Source organism: Microbacterium daqui, assembly GCF_050408675.1.
GTDB lineage: Bacteria > Actinomycetota > Actinomycetes > Actinomycetales > Microbacteriaceae > Microbacterium.
On the sequence record NZ_JBNTKF010000016.1, the window covers coordinates 1 to 15,968 of the forward strand.

A 15,968-nucleotide genomic window follows, 5' to 3' on the forward strand; every position below is an offset into this window, starting at 1 on the left:
GCGCGGGAGTGCGCGTCGTTGAAGCCCCACACATCCGTTACCGGCCCGCGGGCAAAGACGACCGGATCGATGCCCGCACCGCCGCGACCGCGGTTCTCCCGATGGATATTGAACGCCTCGCGGACCGCAAAGCCGGGCCGGAGCGCGACGCGATCCAGATCCTCCTCACTGCCCGCACCGACATGACCCGGGAACGCACCCAAGCAATCAACGCACTCAACGCGCTGACGCGCCGCTTCGATCTCGGCATCGACACCCGCCGCGCCCTGACCGCCACCCAAATCACCCGCATCGCGGCCTGGCGCACCCGCAGCAGCGACGCGATCGATACCCGCACCGCCCGCGCGGAAGCCATCCGTCTCGCGACCCGCATCCGCGCACTCACCACCGACATCAACCGGAACAAGACCGAGCTCGCTGGCTGGACCACGACCCTCGCCCCGCAACTGATCGCCGAACCCGGCATCGGACCCGTCAGCGCGGCCCAGTTCCTCGCGTCCTGGTCACACCCCGGCCGCATCCACTCCGAAGCCGCGTTCGCCCGCCTCGCCGGAGTCGCCCCGAAACCCGCATCCAGCGGCAACAAAACCCAACACCGCCTCGACCGCGGCGGCGACAGACGCCTCAACGCGGCCCTGCACCGCGTCATCATCACCCGATGGCGATCACACCCCGAAACCCTCACCTACGCCGCCCGCCGCCGAGCAGACGGAGACACCGACCGCAACATCCGACGCAGCCTCAAACGACTCCTCGCCCGACACATCTACCGCCTCCTCGAAAACGGTTGACAAACATAGAAGCTTCGGGCGAAACCGGGCACCAAAAATACCTAGAAGCGAACCATCGCCTGCATGACGATCCAACCGATGATGGCGATCGCGACGATGAGAACAGACGCCCAATTGACGCCACGACGCAGACGACGACCACCAGAGGCGACACCCTTCGGCCCGAGATAAGGGTTCGGCGGACGAGAACCAGAAGGAACGGCATGCGCTGCCTGCGCGACCGTCACGCCCATCGCGGCACCGACGTTCGGCTGGTACCCCGCACCACCCGAGGCATCGCCCGGCACCGCACCAGAACCAGGCACCCCGGCAAACGAAGCCGGACCCGTGATTCCTTCCAGACGCAACCGATCATCACGCCAGCGCTCCCACTGATCGACCTTCGTCAGGAACGAATCGATCACCGAATACATCCACGCCCACATGCGCGGTTCGAGCGTCACGAGATTGCGCTTCGAATAGAAATACACCCAGTCATCGATGATCTCGACATCAAGCTCGGCGGCATTGTCAATGAAGCGCACCATGACATCCGGCGTGAACAGATACAGCGCATCACGCTCGTACCCCGACGGGCAGTACAGCCGGAAATACCGGTTGAAATCACCCTCGAGACTGAGACTCTGATCCTTGTCGAAATGAATCGGGAGATTGGAACCAAAGAATCCGTTGTTGCCCTCGGCATCAAGCACGATATGCGGTAGTAGATTCTCCAAACGCACCGCGATGTAACCCCAGTGGTGCGTTTGCTGCGACTTACCCGACCCGGTCGTGTACTGATAGTTGCCGAACTCCACGGGCCGCACCGCCGTCGTACGTAACACACTCGTGTGTAAGCGACCACTGCCGACATCGAACAGCATGCCGTTGTACTTACTCGTGTGCTTGCCGACGAAAGCCAGGCCATTCGCCTTCGCGAACGCCCACAGATGCAACGACTGGTTAAAGTTTGCGCTGTAGACGAGCCACGAAATCGTGCCCACGACCACCGCGCCGACCAACGCGAACACAATCATCGAAACCACGGCACCGCCGCCATGGCTCATCACACCGCCGAGCATGAGGCCCGCGAAGCCACCGAACAACAGCCCGCCAACACCCCACAGCAGCGCATTATTCGTCGGTGCTTCCGGCGTCTTACGGAATTCTGCGGTCCATTCCGGGCTGATCGGGCCGGTCAAAAGTTCTGGATGCAACGGGCCGCGAGCCCAGCGTTGATCACGTGTCATGTGTGTCCCCCTACGATCCGATCGTAGTCACCCACCTGAAAATCAGCCGTTGATTGTGTCCGCGTCGGCCGTCAATAAAGCCCCGGCCGGCAACTCCCACGCTTCCAACCGCTCATCGGCAAGGAGCGCCGCAATCAGCTCAGCACTGCCCCCGACGACCGTCGAATCCCAATCAATTTCACTCACCACGATCCACGCCTCATCGGCCGGCCACAGCAGCGCCGGGCTGTGCGTGCGCGACGTGTGATGCGGATCCTGCCAGAGCACCGACTCCTGCCACGTCGGGTACGCAAACACTCCGGGGGACGCAGAAAACAACACGTACTCCCGGCCCGGCAACTCCAGCCGTGGCCCCCGCGACACATCGTCGGCGACGATTCCCGGTTGCCACACCTCCTTGCCGTACGGATTGTTCATCATCGACTTGCGAATGCGCGACAAAAACGACGCGTGCGGCGTCTCACCACCCGAAGCGCTATCGATCGGACGCAAAGACCCGACCAAATCGCCCCACCCCGCCCACACCGCCGCGAAACCCGAACGCGGAGTCGAGGTGTGCTCGACCGCCGTCTGCACGATCGCCGCGAGCAGTTCCGGCTCCAAGAATCCTTGTTCGCCACCCGTGTATTCGGCCCCATTCGGCCCCAACGCGTCCTGATACGGTTCCGCAGCCGTCGTCAACGCATGCCACTGCGCCAAAGCGTGCATCGTGGTTCCGAACGCCTCGGCCGTCTTCTCCCACGAAACGCGAGAGTCAACAAATTGCGCAATCACGCGGCGAGAGTCGTCATCCGACATCCGAGCGATGTCGTCGGCAGACGGAACCACGCCACCGGGCAGCGTACGCCGGGTGGCGGGATGAAAAATGCGGGCGTACGCCTCGAAATCCCGGGGAACGACCATGTGCATGGAGTGATCCTGCGTCCAGTCATCGCTGAGACGCGCCGCGATCCAGTCGGCCACCGCAACATCACTCTGCCAGTGCATGGCAACACTCTAGTGATGCAGGATGCGCAAAAAGATATCGCTTCGGCGTCTTTGCTAGCCATGCGCCCGAGCGACCGGTAGGTTCAGTAGTCACTCGAGAAGGTGCGTGAAAAGGCGCATCAGGAGGGATTCACAGCAGAATGCAAAAATCACGAGGACGCCTAGCGGCGGTCATCGCGGGCGTAGCTGTCATGACTCTCGCACTGGGCGCATGTGCCCAGTCTGAGCGCGATGACACGGGTGGCTCGAACGGTGACGGCGGCGACAGCGGCATTGACAGCACGTTTGTTTTCGGTGCATCGAGCGACCCGGCCACCCTGGACCCGGCGTTCGCACAGGACGGCGAAACCTTCCGTGTCGCACGTCAGATCTTCGAAGGTCTTGTCGGCACCAAGCCCGGCACGGCAGACGCCGCCCCCCTGCTCGCAGAGAGCTGGGAGACCGCAGAAGACGGTCTGAGCACCACGTTCAAGCTGAAGGAGGGCGTCAAGTTCCACGACGGCGAACCCTTCAACGCAGAAGCCGTGTGTGCAAACTTTGACCGCTGGTACAACTGGGAGGGCTTGGCAGCGTCCGAGGCTCTCGGCTACTACTACAACAAGCTCTACAAGGGCTACGCATCCGACCCGTCGACCGCGGTCTACGAGTCGTGCGAACCCGATGGTGACTACTCGGTGACCGTGAACCTGGCGAAGCCCTTCGCCGGATTCGTGCCGTCGCTGAGCCTGCCCGCCTTCTCGATGCAGTCGCCGAAGGCGCTGGAAGAGTTCGGCGCTGACGACGTGGGAGGCACCGCTGAGGCGCCGACGATGTCGGAATACGGCAAGGGACACCCGGTCGGAACCGGTCCGTTCAAGTTCGAATCGTGGTCGCCGGGTGAGAACGTCACCCTGACCGCTAACGAGGACTACTGGGGCGACAAGGGTCAGATCGAAGAGATCATCTTCCGCGTGATCGACGACCCGACGGCTCGCCGTCAGGCACTCGAGTCGGGTTCCATCGACGGTTACGACCTCGTTGGCCCCGCAGACTCGAAGGCTCTCGAAGACGCCGGCTACAAGATGGTTTCGCGCCCGCCATTCACCATCCTCTACCTGGCGTTCAACCAGGCGATTCCTGAGCTGCAGAACCCGAAGGTTCGCGAGGCTATCTCCTACGCGATCGACAAGGACGCCCTGATCTCGCAGGTTCTGCCTGAGGGAACACAGAAGGCAACGCAGTTCATGCCGCCGGTTGTCAACGGCTACAACGAAGACATCACGACGTACGACTACGACCCCGAGAAGGCGAAGGCGCTGCTGGCAGAGGCCGGCTACACCGAAGCCAACCCGCTGAAGCTTGACTTCAACTACCCGGTCAACATCTCGCGTCCGTACATGCCAGACCCCGAGCAGATCTTCACGGTTCTGTCGACGCAGCTGAACGAGGTCGGAATCCAGACCACGCCGATTTCGAACGAGTGGGTTGACTACCTCGACCTCACCACCGGAACCAGCAACCACGGAATCCACCTCCTCGGTTGGACGGGTGACTACAACGACACCGACAACTTCGTCGGCGTCTTCTTCGGTCAGAAGGGTAACGAGTGGGGCTTCGACAACCCCGAGCTGTTCGCTGCCCTCGACAAGGCACGTGGCATCGCTGACCTTGACGAGCAGACCGCTCTGTACAAGGACATCAACGAGCAGGTTGCTCTGTTCATCCCGGGTGTGCCGCTGGCTCACCCCGCTCCGACGCTCGCATTCAGCGACCGTGTTGAGAGCTTCCCGGCAAGCCCGGTCAACGACGAGGTCTTCAACGAAATCGTCCTGACCAAGTAAGTCGGAGTGGTGGGGAGGTTCACGCCTCCCCACCACTAATCTCACAACACGGGAGTTTGCGTGCTGCGAACCATTGGAAAGAGGATCCTTCTCCTCGTCCCCACTCTTTTCGGATTAAGCCTTCTATTGTTTTTCTGGGTCCGCGCCCTTCCGGGCGGACCAGCCGTTGCCCTTCTCGGTGAGAAGGCAACACCCGAAGCTGTTGAGCGGATTAACGCGCTGTACGGCTTCGACCGCCCCATTTACGAGCAGTACTTCACGTGGATGGGTCGCCTCCTGCAGGGAGACTTCGGTAACTCCATCAAGACCGGTCGCCCGGTGCTTGAAGAGTTCTTCAACCGCTTCCCCGCCACCATTGAACTTTCCATCCTTGCCCTGATCTTCGCGGTCGGCATCGGTGTTCCGCTCGGTTACTGGGCTGCACGCCGCCACGGCAAGTGGAGCGACCACGCTGCTGTGGTCTTCAGCCTCATCGGCATCACCATTCCAGTGTTCTTCCTCGCGTTCATGCTGAAGTACGTTTTCGCTGTTCAGCTGGGTTGGCTGCCGAGTGACGGCCGCCAGAACCCGCGTATTGACGCGACACACGTCACCGGCTTCTACGTGTGGGACGGCATAATCACCGCGGAGTTTGACGCCGCGTGGGATGCGTTTGCGCACCTGATCCTGCCGGCTGTCGCCCTCGGAACCATTCCGCTCGCCATCATCGTGCGCATCACCCGCGCTTCGGTGCTGGAAGTGCAGAACGCCGATTACGTTCGCACGGGTCGCGCGAAGGGTATCTCGACGTCGACGCTGCGCGGACGCTTCATCATGCGCAACGCGATGCTCCCGGTCGTCACCACGATCGGTCTGCAGACGGGTCTACTGATCTCCGGCGCTGTCTTGACGGAGACGGTGTTTGCCTTCCCTGGTATTGGTTCCTTCCTCGCCACGGCCATCTTCACCAGAGACTTCCCCGTGCTCCAGGGCTTCATCATCTTCATCGCCATCGCTTACGCGCTCATCAACCTGCTTGTTGATATCTCGTACAGCCTGATCGACCCGCGCGTGCGCGTTCAGTAAGGAGGCTGACATGACTAACGCACTCCCCCCGCACCCGCAGCCTGAAGCGTCGACCGGCCTGCCCGAAACGGCCGTTGTTTCCACGACCGACAAGGAACGCACGGGCGGCTTCTGGCAAGACACCTTCCGTCGCTTGCGTCGCAACCCGGTCGCCTGGATCGGCGCCGCGATCGTCTTGATCTTCGTGATCATTGCGGCGCTCGCGCCGTGGATAGCGCCCTACCCCGAGACGGCACTACCCGGCGCGAAGCACATCACGCCGACGCACATCCCGGGTCCGGGCGAGCTCCCCGAGTTCCCGCTCGGCCTCGACCGCTTCGGTGGCGACGTGCTCTCCAAACTCATTTGGGGTGCACGAGCATCGCTCATGATCGGTGTCATCTCGACCGCATTCGGTCTGCTCGGCGGCCTGCTGCTCGGCTTCTTGGCCGGCATGTTCGGTGGCTGGGTCGACAACGTGCTGATGCGCTTCGTCGACATTCTGCTGTCGGTTCCGAACCTGCTGCTCGCTGTCTCGATCGCCGCTATCCTCGGCCAGAGCCAGTTCGCGGTCATGATCGCTATCGGTGCCAGCCAGGTGCCGATCTTCGCGCGCCTGCTTCGTGCGTCGATGCTGCAACAGCGTTCGAGTGACTACGTGCTGTCGGCACAGACGCTCGGTCTCGGCCGGGGCCGCATCACGATGAGCCACGTGCTGCCGAACTCGATCGGACCGGTCATCGTGCAGGGCACCCTGTCGCTGGCCACCGCCGTTATCGACGCCGCAGCGCTGAGCTTTCTCGGTCTTGGTGGCGGTCGCCCGGAGACGGCTGAATGGGGTCGCATGCTGACCTACGCTCAGGCCGAACTCGCGATCGCACCGCAGCTCGCGTTCTTGCCCGGTATCTGTATCGCCGTCACGGCGCTCGGCTTCACCCTGTTCGGTGAATCCCTGCGTGAGGCCATGGACCCCCGCACCCGCGCGCGATAGAAAGTACTCACATGACTACCAATGAAGAATCGCGCACGCCGCTGTTGACGGTGCGAGACCTCGCGGTTGATTTCCAGACCACCGACGGCGTCGTGCACGCGGTCGAAGGTGTCGACATCGACGTGTATCCCGGTGAGACGGTCGCCATCGTGGGCGAGTCCGGCTCGGGTAAGTCGACGACGGCGATGGCCGTCATCGGCTTGCTCGCGAAGGGCGGAACCGTTGCCAAGGGCAGCATTACGTTCGACGGTCGTGAGCTGGTCGGGTTGAGCGAAAACGAGCTCCGCAAGGTGCGCGGCAATCAGATCGGCATGGTTCCGCAAGACCCGATGTCGAACCTGAATCCGGTCGCCAAGATTGGCACACAGATCGCTGAGACCCTGCTCGCGCACGGTCAGGCGACGCGCCAGAACGTGAACCAGCGTGTTGTCGAAACGCTCACCGCCGCGGGCCTGCCCGACGCCGAGCGCCGTGCAAAGCAGTACCCGCACGAGTTCTCCGGCGGTATGCGCCAGCGCGCGCTCATCGCGATCGGCCTGGCCTGCCAGCCGCGTTTGCTCATTGCCGATGAGCCGACGAGCGCGCTGGATGTGACCGTGCAGCGCACGATTCTGGATCAGATTGCGACGATGACGCAGGAGATCGGAACCAGTGTGCTGCTGATTACGCACGACCTCGGGTTGGCAGCAGAACGCGCCGCCCGCGTCGTCGTGATGCACCGCGGACGCGTTGTCGAGCAGGGACCGGCGCAGGAGATTCTGAACAACCCGCAGCACCCGTACACGCAGGCGCTTGTGAAGGCCGCGCCGTCGGTCGCCGCGGCGCGGTTGCAACCGCAGGCGTTCGTTACCGAGCGTGCCGCTGATGAAACAGGTGCACCAGTCGACAACATTGTCGAGATCGAGGGCCTCACGAAGGTCTACCCGAAGCGCGGCAGCAAGGAAGACTTCTACGCCGTTAAGGACGTATCGCTATCGATTCCGCGCGGCGAGACCGTCGCGATCGTGGGCGAGTCGGGGTCGGGCAAGACCACGACCGCACGCATGCTGCTCAAGGTGATCGAACCGACCGCCGGTGTGATGCGCTTCGACGGCCAGGACGTCGCTCACCTGAGGGGCAAGGAGCTGCGGTCGTTTAGGCAGAAGGTGCAGCCGATCTTCCAGGATCCGTACTCAAGCCTGAACCCGATGTTCACGATTGAGCGCATCATCGCTGAGCCGCTGGAGTTCTACAAGCGCGGCAACTCGTCACAGCGCCGGGCCAAGGTACGCGAGCTCATGGACGCGGTGGCGCTGCCGACCTCGATGCTGCACCGCTATCCGTCGGAGCTTTCCGGTGGTCAGCGTCAGCGCGTCGCGATCGCGCGGTCGCTTGCCCTCGACCCCGAACTCATCGTGTGTGATGAGCCGGTGTCAGCGCTTGACGTGCTCGTGCAAGACCAAATTCTGCGACTGCTCGGCGACCTGCAGCGCGAACGCGGACTCAGCTACCTGTTCATTTCGCACGACCTCGCCGTCGTGCGCCTGATCAGTGACTACGTGTGCGTCATGAAGGACGGCGAACTGGTTGAAGCGGCCTCGTCGGAGGAGATCTTCACCAACCCGCGCGATCCCTACACGCGTCGCCTGCTCGCATCGATCCCCGGCAACGAGCTCAAGATCGCGTAGTGCACTCGCCCCGACCCCTCCGGTCGGGGCGTTTCACTAAACCAGTCGAAAACCCGCGCCCCGCACGGTCTCAATGCGGTCGGTGCCGATCTTCTGGCGCAAGTACCCGACATACACATCGGCGACGTTCGAGCCCGGGTCAAAGTCGTAGCCCCACACGCGGCTCAGCAGCTGTTCGCGGCTGAGCACTTGCCCTGCGTGCCGAATGAACTCCTCGGCGAGCGCGAATTCGCGCGCCGACAGTTCGACCGACGTCTCCCCCACGTGCACGCGGCGGGTGCGAACGTCGAGCGACAAATCTCGGTGCGAGAGCTCTTGCGAGACGACCTGATCCTGGTTCCGCATGCGCAGTCGAATGCGTGCCAGCAGTTCGTCGAACCGGAACGGCTTGCCCAGGTAGTCGTCGGCGCCCGCCTCGAGCCCCGCGACCGTGTCGTTGAGGTCAACGCGGGCCGTCAGCATGATCACCGGAATGCGGTTGCCAGAACCACGCAGCTCGTCGAGCACCGCGAAGCCGTCTTTGCCCGGCATGTTGATGTCGAGCACGAGCAGGTCAAACTCGCCGGTCTGCGCGAGCGCGAGAGCATCGGAACCATTGGTCGCGACCTGCGTCGCGAAGCCTGCGGCCCGCAGGCCCTTGCTGATGAAGCCAGAAATTCGCTCTTCGTCATCGGCGATGAGAATCGACGCCATGGGCGGGAGTCCTTTCGGGGTGGGTGAGGCGAGGCAGGGAGAGGTAAAAGAGGGAGCCGGGTCCGTTCGGTGGGTCGGTCACGCCCGCCGTGCCGCCATGGGCACGCGCGATGACATCGACAATGTTGAGGCCGAGGCCACTGCCGCCAGCCTCCGAGCGGTAGAAGCGCTCAAAGATCGTCTCGCGGTTCTCGAGAGGCACACCGGAACCATGGTCACGCACCCAGAGATAGACGGTGTCATCCTGCACGGTGCTGCCCATTTCGAGCTGGCCGCCGCCGTGCGTCACGCCATTTTGTGCGAGCTGGAGCAGCGCCTGCGTAATGCGTGCCGGGTCGACCGGGAAGACGACGTCGGCGATGGGGCCCGCCGTCACGGTTGCGCCCTCGATGCCCTCGGCCTTGCGGATGATCTGGTGCATGAGGTCGCTGGCGTCCACCGCAACGGGTGAAATCGGGGCGGGGCCATGCAAGCGCGCAGCCGACGCGAGATCCTGCACGAGCTGCGCCATGCGGTCGAGCTCGTCGATCGCGAGGTCTTGCGTGTCACGCACGTCGGCCGGGTCGAGGGGATCCATCACTTCGAGATACCCGCGCACGATCGTCATCGGGGTTTTCAGCTCATGACCAACGTCGCTCACGAGCTGCCGCTGCGAGTCCATCGCAGCGTCCAGCCGATCGAGCATCGCGTTCATGGTTCCGGCCAGTTCTGACACATCATCCCGGCCGTGCACCGGCAGTCGCTCGCTCAGCGACCGCGCTGAAATGCGCTCCGCGGTGCGGCGCATGTGACGCAATGGTCGCAGCAGTCGCCCGGCGACGACCCACGCGGTGACCGCCGTCAGCGCCAACACGATGCTCGCAGTCACGACGTAGAGCACGGCCAGTTCGTTGAGCTCTTCGAGCTCGGCATTCACGTCGTACACCATCGTGAACAGCACGGTTTCGGGCGGAGGTGAGCCGGCCAGCGTGATCGGAATACCGACATACCGCCACGTGACTCCCTCTTCGGCGTACGTGCCACGGCGGGGTTCGCTATTGATCGTGGTTGTCAGGTGGTCGACGAATCCCGGGGCGTCGAGTAGGTCAACATCGAGCGGAACACCCGGAACCAGCGCAATACGGTCATTAACAATGCCCGCGGCACCCGTGTTGTCGTCGGGGCTCATCCGCTGCACGACGGCTTCGAGAGCCGCCGTCGCACTTGCCCAGGTTCCGTTCGGACCCTGCTCAACGATGAAGCGCGCCGACTCGAGATTCGCCTCGAGACGTTCGTCAATCTGCGTGAGAACCTTGCCGTGCTCGACAATGTAGAGCGTCGCGCCGACAGCCATGAGCCCGACAGCTGCGACGAGGGTGATCGTCGCGACGATGCGGGTGCGCACCGAGACGATGCGCCGGCGCTTGGCTGTCGTGCTCACACAGCCAGTATGGCGACTTTGCCGAGGTCAGTGTTGGGGAGCATAAGAGAGTTCTTATTCTTATGCCGCGCTTATTCGGGCGTGGTCAACTGGTGTCATGACACATGTGAGTGCCGAAGCCGCGTTGTTGCGCGACGCGCTGGAGACTGACTCCGAAGAGGAGTTCTCGCGCGAACCACTGGGCAACGGAACCGTGGCGGGCTTTCGCGTGACTGAGGGCGACCGCACGTTGGCCGTTTATGTCGATACCTCCGGCATTGCCGTGGAGGCAGAAACGGGGCTCGCGCAAGAGGGCGTCGGCCGTATCTGGACGCACCCCGCCGACCCACACCTGCCAGCCCTCGCAGCCGCAGCTTTTGGTTCCGCCGCGCAAACGTTGCTGGCACGCCTCGACATTGCAGGCGTTGAAGCGCCGGAAATGGTGGCGTATCGCCCCGGGCGCCGAGCGGTGCTGAAGGTTCAGACCGCCGAGGGCATGCTGTGGATCAAGATCGTGCGGCCACGCCACGTGGAACGAATCGTCGCGGCGCATCGCGCCCTGCGTGATTCAGGTGTGGCCGTGCCGAAGGTGCGGGCGTGGTCGCCGACTGGGCTGTTGGTGATTGACCAGGCCGAGGGCACTCCCGCGACGCATGCTGACTGGACTCCCGCCGGGCTGGTTGACGCCGTTGAGCGCGTGCGTGTGGCCATCGGCGCGACCCCGACCGATCAGCGCACCCGCAGTGCCGCGCTGACGCGAGTTGATTGGTATGCCGATCGGCTGGCATCGTTGGACGCTGTGTTTGGTGAACGGGCGTCAGCGCTGCGCGCGGTGTTGGCGACGACGCCAGCGTCTCGCGAGACCACGGTGCATGGCGACCTGCACTTCGGACAGCTGTTTATGAACGCGGATGCTTCGGAGATCACCGGTCTCATCGACGTCGACACCCTCGGCCGCGGCGATGCGGCGGAAGACCCGGCAGCATTCGTGTCGCACGCGGTGGCGTCGTGGGCGCTCGCGGTAGATTCTGCGCCGAGTGCCGTGCGGCGTCTGGCCGATCTGGTTGCCACGGCGGGTGAGCGCTGGGGCCGTGACCCCGCGGTGGCCGGGCGCACGGCTGCCCAACTGCTCGGACACACCACGATTGCCCTCGAGAGCGGGCATCGTGAGCGCGCCGAACGGTTGCTGGTCGAGGCCGAGGCGTGGACGAGTCGCGTAGGAATATAAGAACACTCTCAAGAATGACTTTTGCGCGGCTTACACCGGGCGGGCATGCTGGGTACAGCTCGAACAAGGGGATGAAACGATGGCAGCGAAAAAGTGGGTCATGTACGGCGTGAGCGGTGTGCTCGGGCTGGGCGTGCTCGCCGGCGCTGCGTCGCTCGCGGCATCCGCGATGGAACTCCACACCAACGACGGCAACGTCCTTGATGGCGGTGGCGTCGACGCCGGAACCATTGTCACGGTTGATAAGAATGGTTCGACGCAGTCTCCGAAGCCGACGCCTTCTGTAACGCCGTCGCCGTCCGTGACACCGGCGCCCGGCGCGGGCACGGGCGGTCCGGCCCCCGCTCCCCCCGCACCAGCGCCCCCGGCACCGGCACCCGCGCCCCCGGCACCGGCGCCCGCGCCCCCGGCACCCGCGCCGGTTCCAGTCGACCCGGCCAGCCCGATTTCGGTACCGTCCGCCGACAGCGTCGACTAGGTGACAAGACCCCGGTTCGCCGGGGTCTTTTCTTTTGCCGCGAAGCTCCACAGGGGTGGATTTCGATGAATCTCACAGTTTCTTGCATAAGTTTTCACGCCCGTGGGATGTGATAGATCCCCGTGATTCCGCGGAATTTCGGGCCCGATACGCGTCTACCTAAGGTCTCAGATGGAAACATAAGGCGCGTCTCACGATCACCTATGATCGCGCTTAGACCCAGCGGGGAGAGTGGAATCACACAGCAAGGGACAGGGCTGAAAAGCCCGCAAGCAAGGAGATAGACAATGAACAAGAAGAAGTGGATCGCCTACGGCGTCACGGGCATCATCGGACTCGGCCTGATCGCCGGCGGCGCCAGCGCAACGGCAGCATCGATGAGCCTGAACGACGATGACGGTCAGCAGATTCCTGGCGTTGACGTTCCCCAGGGCAAGTCAGTTCTCGATGGCGCGGTTTCCCTGCGCGTCACCGACGGTGCGGCTTCGGTTGTCACCGCGATCAGCGCATCGGTATCGGCCACCGTCTCGGCCGCAACGGCCGCATCGGTTGCAACGCCGTCGCCCGTGACCGCCGTTTCGGCCCCGCAGGTTTCCGCCCCGACGGTTGCCTCGCAGGTTTCGGCTCCGACCGTAGCGTCAGCACCGGCGCCGTCGCCCGTTTCGGCCCCCACGGTTGCTTCGGTCGCGTCCGCACCCGCACCGTCGACCGTTTCGGCGCCGTCGCCCGTTTCGGCACCGTCGCCCGTTTCGGCACCGTCGCCCGTTTCGGCACCGTCGGTAGCAACCCCGGCATCGGCCCCGTCGGTTCCGTCGGCTGCTTCCAACTGAAACGTCAAAACCGTCACCTTCGGGTGGCGGTTTTGTCGTTAACGCTACAAACCGAAAACCCCGCCGGTATCGATGGCCATCATCACAAGGCCAAACAGCGCATAGGCGAAAAGAGTCGAACCACCAACCACAGCCACCACGGATACCGCGCCTTCAGGCGGCGTCCCTCGTACGCGACGACGCGACGGTCGGGCGCGAGGGAACTCTCGACTGTCGAAGCGCCACGCGATCGCGCCAATGCTCCCACTGATCGAGCTTCTCCCCCAGCGCGTTGATCGTGGTTCCGACGGCCTGCCAGCGTTCCGGATCAGCCTCCAACGAGCGCTTCGGTGAGTACAGATAGATCTCGTCGTCGATGATCTCGACGTCCCAATCGTTCGGGCAGTACAGCGAACGTCTCATTGAAGTCGCCCTCGAGGCGCAGCTGCTGTTCGCGATCGAACTGTGCGCCGAGCCGGCCGTTCAAACCGAGGCCATCGTTGCTCTTCGCGTCGAGCACGATGTGCGGCAAGCGCCGATTGAGGCTCAGCGTCACGAAGTCGGTCATCGTGACCGAGCGGTTGGCTCATCGTCCATCATCACGACGCCGATCACGATGCCCAGAGAGCTCGCGATCAGCGCTGATCCGGCATGCAGAACGTGATGCCAACCCGCACCCGGCAATACCTCGCGCGGCACGGTGCGCTTCGCCACCGTCGCGTACGCCCGCACATCACGCCGGTTCAGCCGCGCCGTCAGCGGTGTCGTATCAAACGGAATCTTCAACAACCCCACGATTACCGCCTGCCCCACACGCTACTCAAGTTCCGCTCCGTGCACCTTCCCATGGCTCCGGATAGCCGTCACGAGAGGAGGTAGGTAACGCGAGAGGAGGTGATTTCTCGCATAATCACCTCCCCCGGCGACAGATACCTCCCCCGTGACACAAACCCCGTGGTTCCGTCCCCAGAAACACCAAAAAATGGTTCCGGAACCATGGGCTGTGACCGGGGGAAAGTTACGCTCCGAGAGTTTGCTAGACTGTACAGGTTGTCTGGGCACTTCTGCGCCCGGGCACGTGCAACACACCCTCCTGCTGTGGGGAAAGTCCTCATAGCCGTTCAAGTCCGAAGGAGGTGGGATAGTGACGCACCAGTACGAACTCATGGTGATCCTTCACCCGGAGATCGACGAGCGCACGGTAGCCCCCAACCTCGACAAGTTCCTCAAGGTCATCACCGAAGCCGGTGGCACCATCGAGAACGTCGACATCTGGGGCAAGCGCCGTTTCGCATACGAGATCCAGAAGAAGAACGAGGGCATCTACGCCGTCGTCAACTTCACCGCTACGAGCGAAGCAACCAACGAGCTCGACCGCCAGCTGAAGCTGAGCGAACTCATCATGCGCACGAAGGTTCTGCGCGCTGAAGAGGCCATTGCACTCGTTGCTGCCGAGGCAAAGCGCGCCGAAGAGAAGGCCGCTCGCAAGCCCAAGGCCGCTAAGAAGGACGCGTAACGACGATGGCCGGCGAAACCGTCATCACCGTCGTGGGCAACCTCACGGCAGACCCCGAACTGCGTTACACGCAGAACGGCCTGCCCGTGGCAAACTTCACGATCGCCTCAACTCCGCGTACTTTCGATCGCCAGGCGAACGAATGGAAGGACGGCGATGCGCTGTTCTTGCGCGCGAGTGTATGGCGTGAATTCGCCGAGCACGTTGCCGGATCGCTGACCAAGGGCATGCGCGTTATCGCGTCTGGCCGTCTGCGTCAGCGTTCGTACCAGGACAAAGAAGGCAACAACCGCACCGCTATTGAGCTTGAGGTCGATGAAATCGGCCCCTCGCTGCGCTACGCAACGGCACAGGTAACCCGTGCTGCCAGCGGCGGCGCAGGCTCTAACTTCGGCGGCGGCGCACCCCGTCAGCAGGTAGCAGAGGAGCCGTGGGCAACCCCGGGCTCTGCCGGAGCTGACGCATGGAGCGCACCTGGCGCCTACGGCGACGACACCCCGTTCTGATCTACGCGATCATCACAAACTGACTAAGGATAACCATGGCTGGAAAGTCGAGCGGCGACCGCCGCAAGCCGCGGAAGGGCGCTAAGAACGCCGCTCCCGCGAAGGCAATCCGCGTTGGCGTCATTGACTACAAGGACGTTGCAACGCTTCGCAAGTTCATCTCGGAACGCGGCAAGATCCGCGCCCGTCGTATCACCGGTGTTTCGGTACAGGAGCAGCGTCTGATTGCTAAGGCAATCAAGAACGCACGCGAAATGGCGCTCCTGCCCTACGCTGGCGCTGGCCGGTAAGGGGTACGAAGATGGCAAAGCTGATTCTGACGCATGAAGTCACCGGGCTCGGAAGCGCCGGCGACGTAATCGAGGTTAAGAACGGGTACGCCCGTAACTACCTCGTTCCCCAGGGCTTCGCCGTGGCATGGACCAAGGGTGGCGAGAAGCAGGTCGCATCGATCCGTGCTGCTCGTGACGCTCGTGCGATCCACAACCACGAAGAGGCTGTCGCACTGAAGAACGGTCTTGAGGGCACGAAGGTTCGCCTCACCGTCAAGACGGGCGGCGAAGGCCGCCTCTTCGGTTCGGTTAAGCCGGCCGATGTTGCCGACGCAGTCAAGGCTGCTGGTCTCGGTGACCTCGACAAGCGCAAGATCACCATCCCGGTGGCCATCAAGGTCGTCGGCGAGCACGAGGCTATCGTCCGCCTTCAGGACGAGCTCTCGGCAACGATCAAGCTCCAGGTTGTCGCAGCCAAGTAAGGCTCGATAATCAGGCCGCTCTCCTTCGGGAGGGCGGCCTTTTGCTTTTGGTGGTA

18 protein-coding genes are annotated in these 15,968 nt (G+C 63.2%); 12 read left to right on the forward strand and 6 right to left on the reverse strand.

The features are described from left to right. Nucleotides 1–791: transposase (locus ACQUSY_RS09925; RefSeq protein ID WP_428904322.1), on the forward strand; the 791-nt coding region annotated here is incomplete at its 5' end. Nucleotides 792–832: 41 nt separating this feature from the next. Here the strand turns inward: ACQUSY_RS09925 and ACQUSY_RS09930 are convergent. After that, nucleotides 833–2,020 (reverse strand): hypothetical protein, encoded by a 1,188-nt coding sequence (locus ACQUSY_RS09930; protein WP_428904323.1) that lies wholly within the window; start codon nt 2,018–2,020, stop codon nt 833–835. Nucleotides 2,021–2,062: 42 nt separating this feature from the next. Next, entirely contained in the window at nt 2,063–3,007 is a 945-nt protein-coding gene (locus tag ACQUSY_RS09935; RefSeq protein ID WP_428904324.1) for a hypothetical protein, read from the reverse strand. Nucleotides 3,008–3,198: 191 nt separating this feature from the next. Here ACQUSY_RS09935 and ACQUSY_RS09940 point away from each other — a divergent pair, with 191 nt between their 5' ends. The 4 genes from ACQUSY_RS09940 to ACQUSY_RS09955 are packed head-to-tail and all read left to right on the forward strand — an operon-like array spanning nt 3,199 to nt 8,529. After that, complete coding sequence (locus ACQUSY_RS09940; RefSeq protein WP_428904325.1) at nt 3,199–4,827, forward strand: ABC transporter substrate-binding protein; 1,629 nt, start codon at nt 3,199–3,201, stop codon at nt 4,825–4,827. A gap of 60 nt (nt 4,828–4,887) precedes the next feature. Next, the gene (locus ACQUSY_RS09945; protein ID WP_428904326.1) at nt 4,888–5,892 is read left to right on the forward strand and encodes an ABC transporter permease; all 1,005 of its coding nucleotides are present in this window, start codon (nt 4,888–4,890) and stop codon (nt 5,890–5,892) included. A 10-nt stretch (nt 5,893–5,902) separates the two neighbouring features. After that, the gene (locus ACQUSY_RS09950; protein WP_428904327.1) at nt 5,903–6,862 is read left to right on the forward strand and encodes an ABC transporter permease; all 960 of its coding nucleotides are present in this window, start codon (nt 5,903–5,905) and stop codon (nt 6,860–6,862) included. Between the two features lie 11 nt (nt 6,863–6,873). Beyond that, complete coding sequence (locus tag ACQUSY_RS09955) at nt 6,874–8,529, forward strand: ABC transporter ATP-binding protein (protein ID WP_428904328.1); 1,656 nt, start codon at nt 6,874–6,876, stop codon at nt 8,527–8,529. 36 nt (nt 8,530–8,565) lie between these two features. On the opposite strand, the gene ACQUSY_RS09960 is transcribed toward ACQUSY_RS09955, so the two are convergent. Both ACQUSY_RS09960 and ACQUSY_RS09965 read right to left on the reverse strand, forming a co-directional pair. Beyond that, on the reverse strand, nt 8,566–9,222 hold the full coding sequence (locus ACQUSY_RS09960) for a response regulator transcription factor (RefSeq protein ID WP_428904329.1): 657 nt from the start codon (nt 9,220–9,222) through the stop codon (nt 8,566–8,568). After that, entirely contained in the window at nt 9,197–10,642 is a 1,446-nt protein-coding gene (locus ACQUSY_RS09965) for a sensor histidine kinase (protein WP_428904330.1), read from the reverse strand. The genes ACQUSY_RS09960 and ACQUSY_RS09965 overlap by 26 nt, the downstream gene beginning before the upstream one ends. A 97-nt stretch (nt 10,643–10,739) precedes the next feature. Between ACQUSY_RS09965 and ACQUSY_RS09970 the strand changes: the two genes are divergently transcribed. The 3 genes from ACQUSY_RS09970 (at nt 10,740) to ACQUSY_RS09980 (ending at nt 13,157) form a co-directional block, all read left to right on the forward strand. Beyond that, a complete protein-coding gene (locus ACQUSY_RS09970) occupies nt 10,740–11,849 on the forward strand; it encodes a phosphotransferase family protein (RefSeq protein WP_428904331.1) in 1,110 nt (369 codons plus the stop codon). Nucleotides 11,850–11,928: 79 nt separating this feature from the next. Beyond that, a complete protein-coding gene (locus ACQUSY_RS09975) occupies nt 11,929–12,327 on the forward strand; it encodes a hypothetical protein (protein ID WP_428904332.1) in 399 nt (132 codons plus the stop codon). Between the two features lie 287 nt (nt 12,328–12,614). Beyond that, nucleotides 12,615–13,157: a hypothetical protein gene (locus ACQUSY_RS09980; protein WP_428904333.1), complete on the forward strand. Its 543-nt coding sequence runs from the start codon at nt 12,615–12,617 to the stop codon at nt 13,155–13,157. Nucleotides 13,158–13,310: 153 nt separating this feature from the next. On the opposite strand, the gene ACQUSY_RS09985 is transcribed toward ACQUSY_RS09980, so the two are convergent. Together ACQUSY_RS09985 and ACQUSY_RS09990 are read right to left on the reverse strand one after the other, a co-directional pair. After that, a complete protein-coding gene (locus tag ACQUSY_RS09985) occupies nt 13,311–13,559 on the reverse strand; it encodes a hypothetical protein (protein ID WP_428904334.1) in 249 nt (82 codons plus the stop codon). Nucleotides 13,560–13,700: 141 nt separating this feature from the next. Then, nucleotides 13,701–13,931 carry a hypothetical protein gene (locus tag ACQUSY_RS09990; RefSeq protein ID WP_428904335.1) on the reverse strand — a complete coding sequence of 77 codons (231 nt, stop codon included), beginning with the start codon at nt 13,929–13,931 and terminating at the stop codon, nt 13,701–13,703. A gap of 349 nt (nt 13,932–14,280) precedes the next feature. On the opposite strand from ACQUSY_RS09990, the gene rpsF reads away from it, so the two are divergent. The 4 genes from rpsF to rplI are packed head-to-tail and all read left to right on the forward strand — an operon-like array spanning nt 14,281 to nt 15,912. Next, a complete protein-coding gene (gene rpsF / locus ACQUSY_RS09995) occupies nt 14,281–14,652 on the forward strand; it encodes a 30S ribosomal protein S6 (RefSeq protein ID WP_428904336.1) in 372 nt (123 codons plus the stop codon). A 5-nt stretch (nt 14,653–14,657) separates the two neighbouring features. Continuing rightward, complete coding sequence (locus ACQUSY_RS10000; RefSeq protein ID WP_428904337.1) at nt 14,658–15,158, forward strand: single-stranded DNA-binding protein; 501 nt, start codon at nt 14,658–14,660, stop codon at nt 15,156–15,158. Nucleotides 15,159–15,193: 35 nt separating this feature from the next. Further along, complete coding sequence (rpsR, locus tag ACQUSY_RS10005) at nt 15,194–15,448, forward strand: 30S ribosomal protein S18 (protein ID WP_133541417.1); 255 nt, start codon at nt 15,194–15,196, stop codon at nt 15,446–15,448. Between the two features lie 11 nt (nt 15,449–15,459). Further along, entirely contained in the window at nt 15,460–15,912 is a 453-nt protein-coding gene (gene rplI, locus ACQUSY_RS10010) for a 50S ribosomal protein L9 (RefSeq protein ID WP_428904338.1), read from the forward strand. Nucleotides 15,913–15,968: the final 56 nt, after the last annotated feature.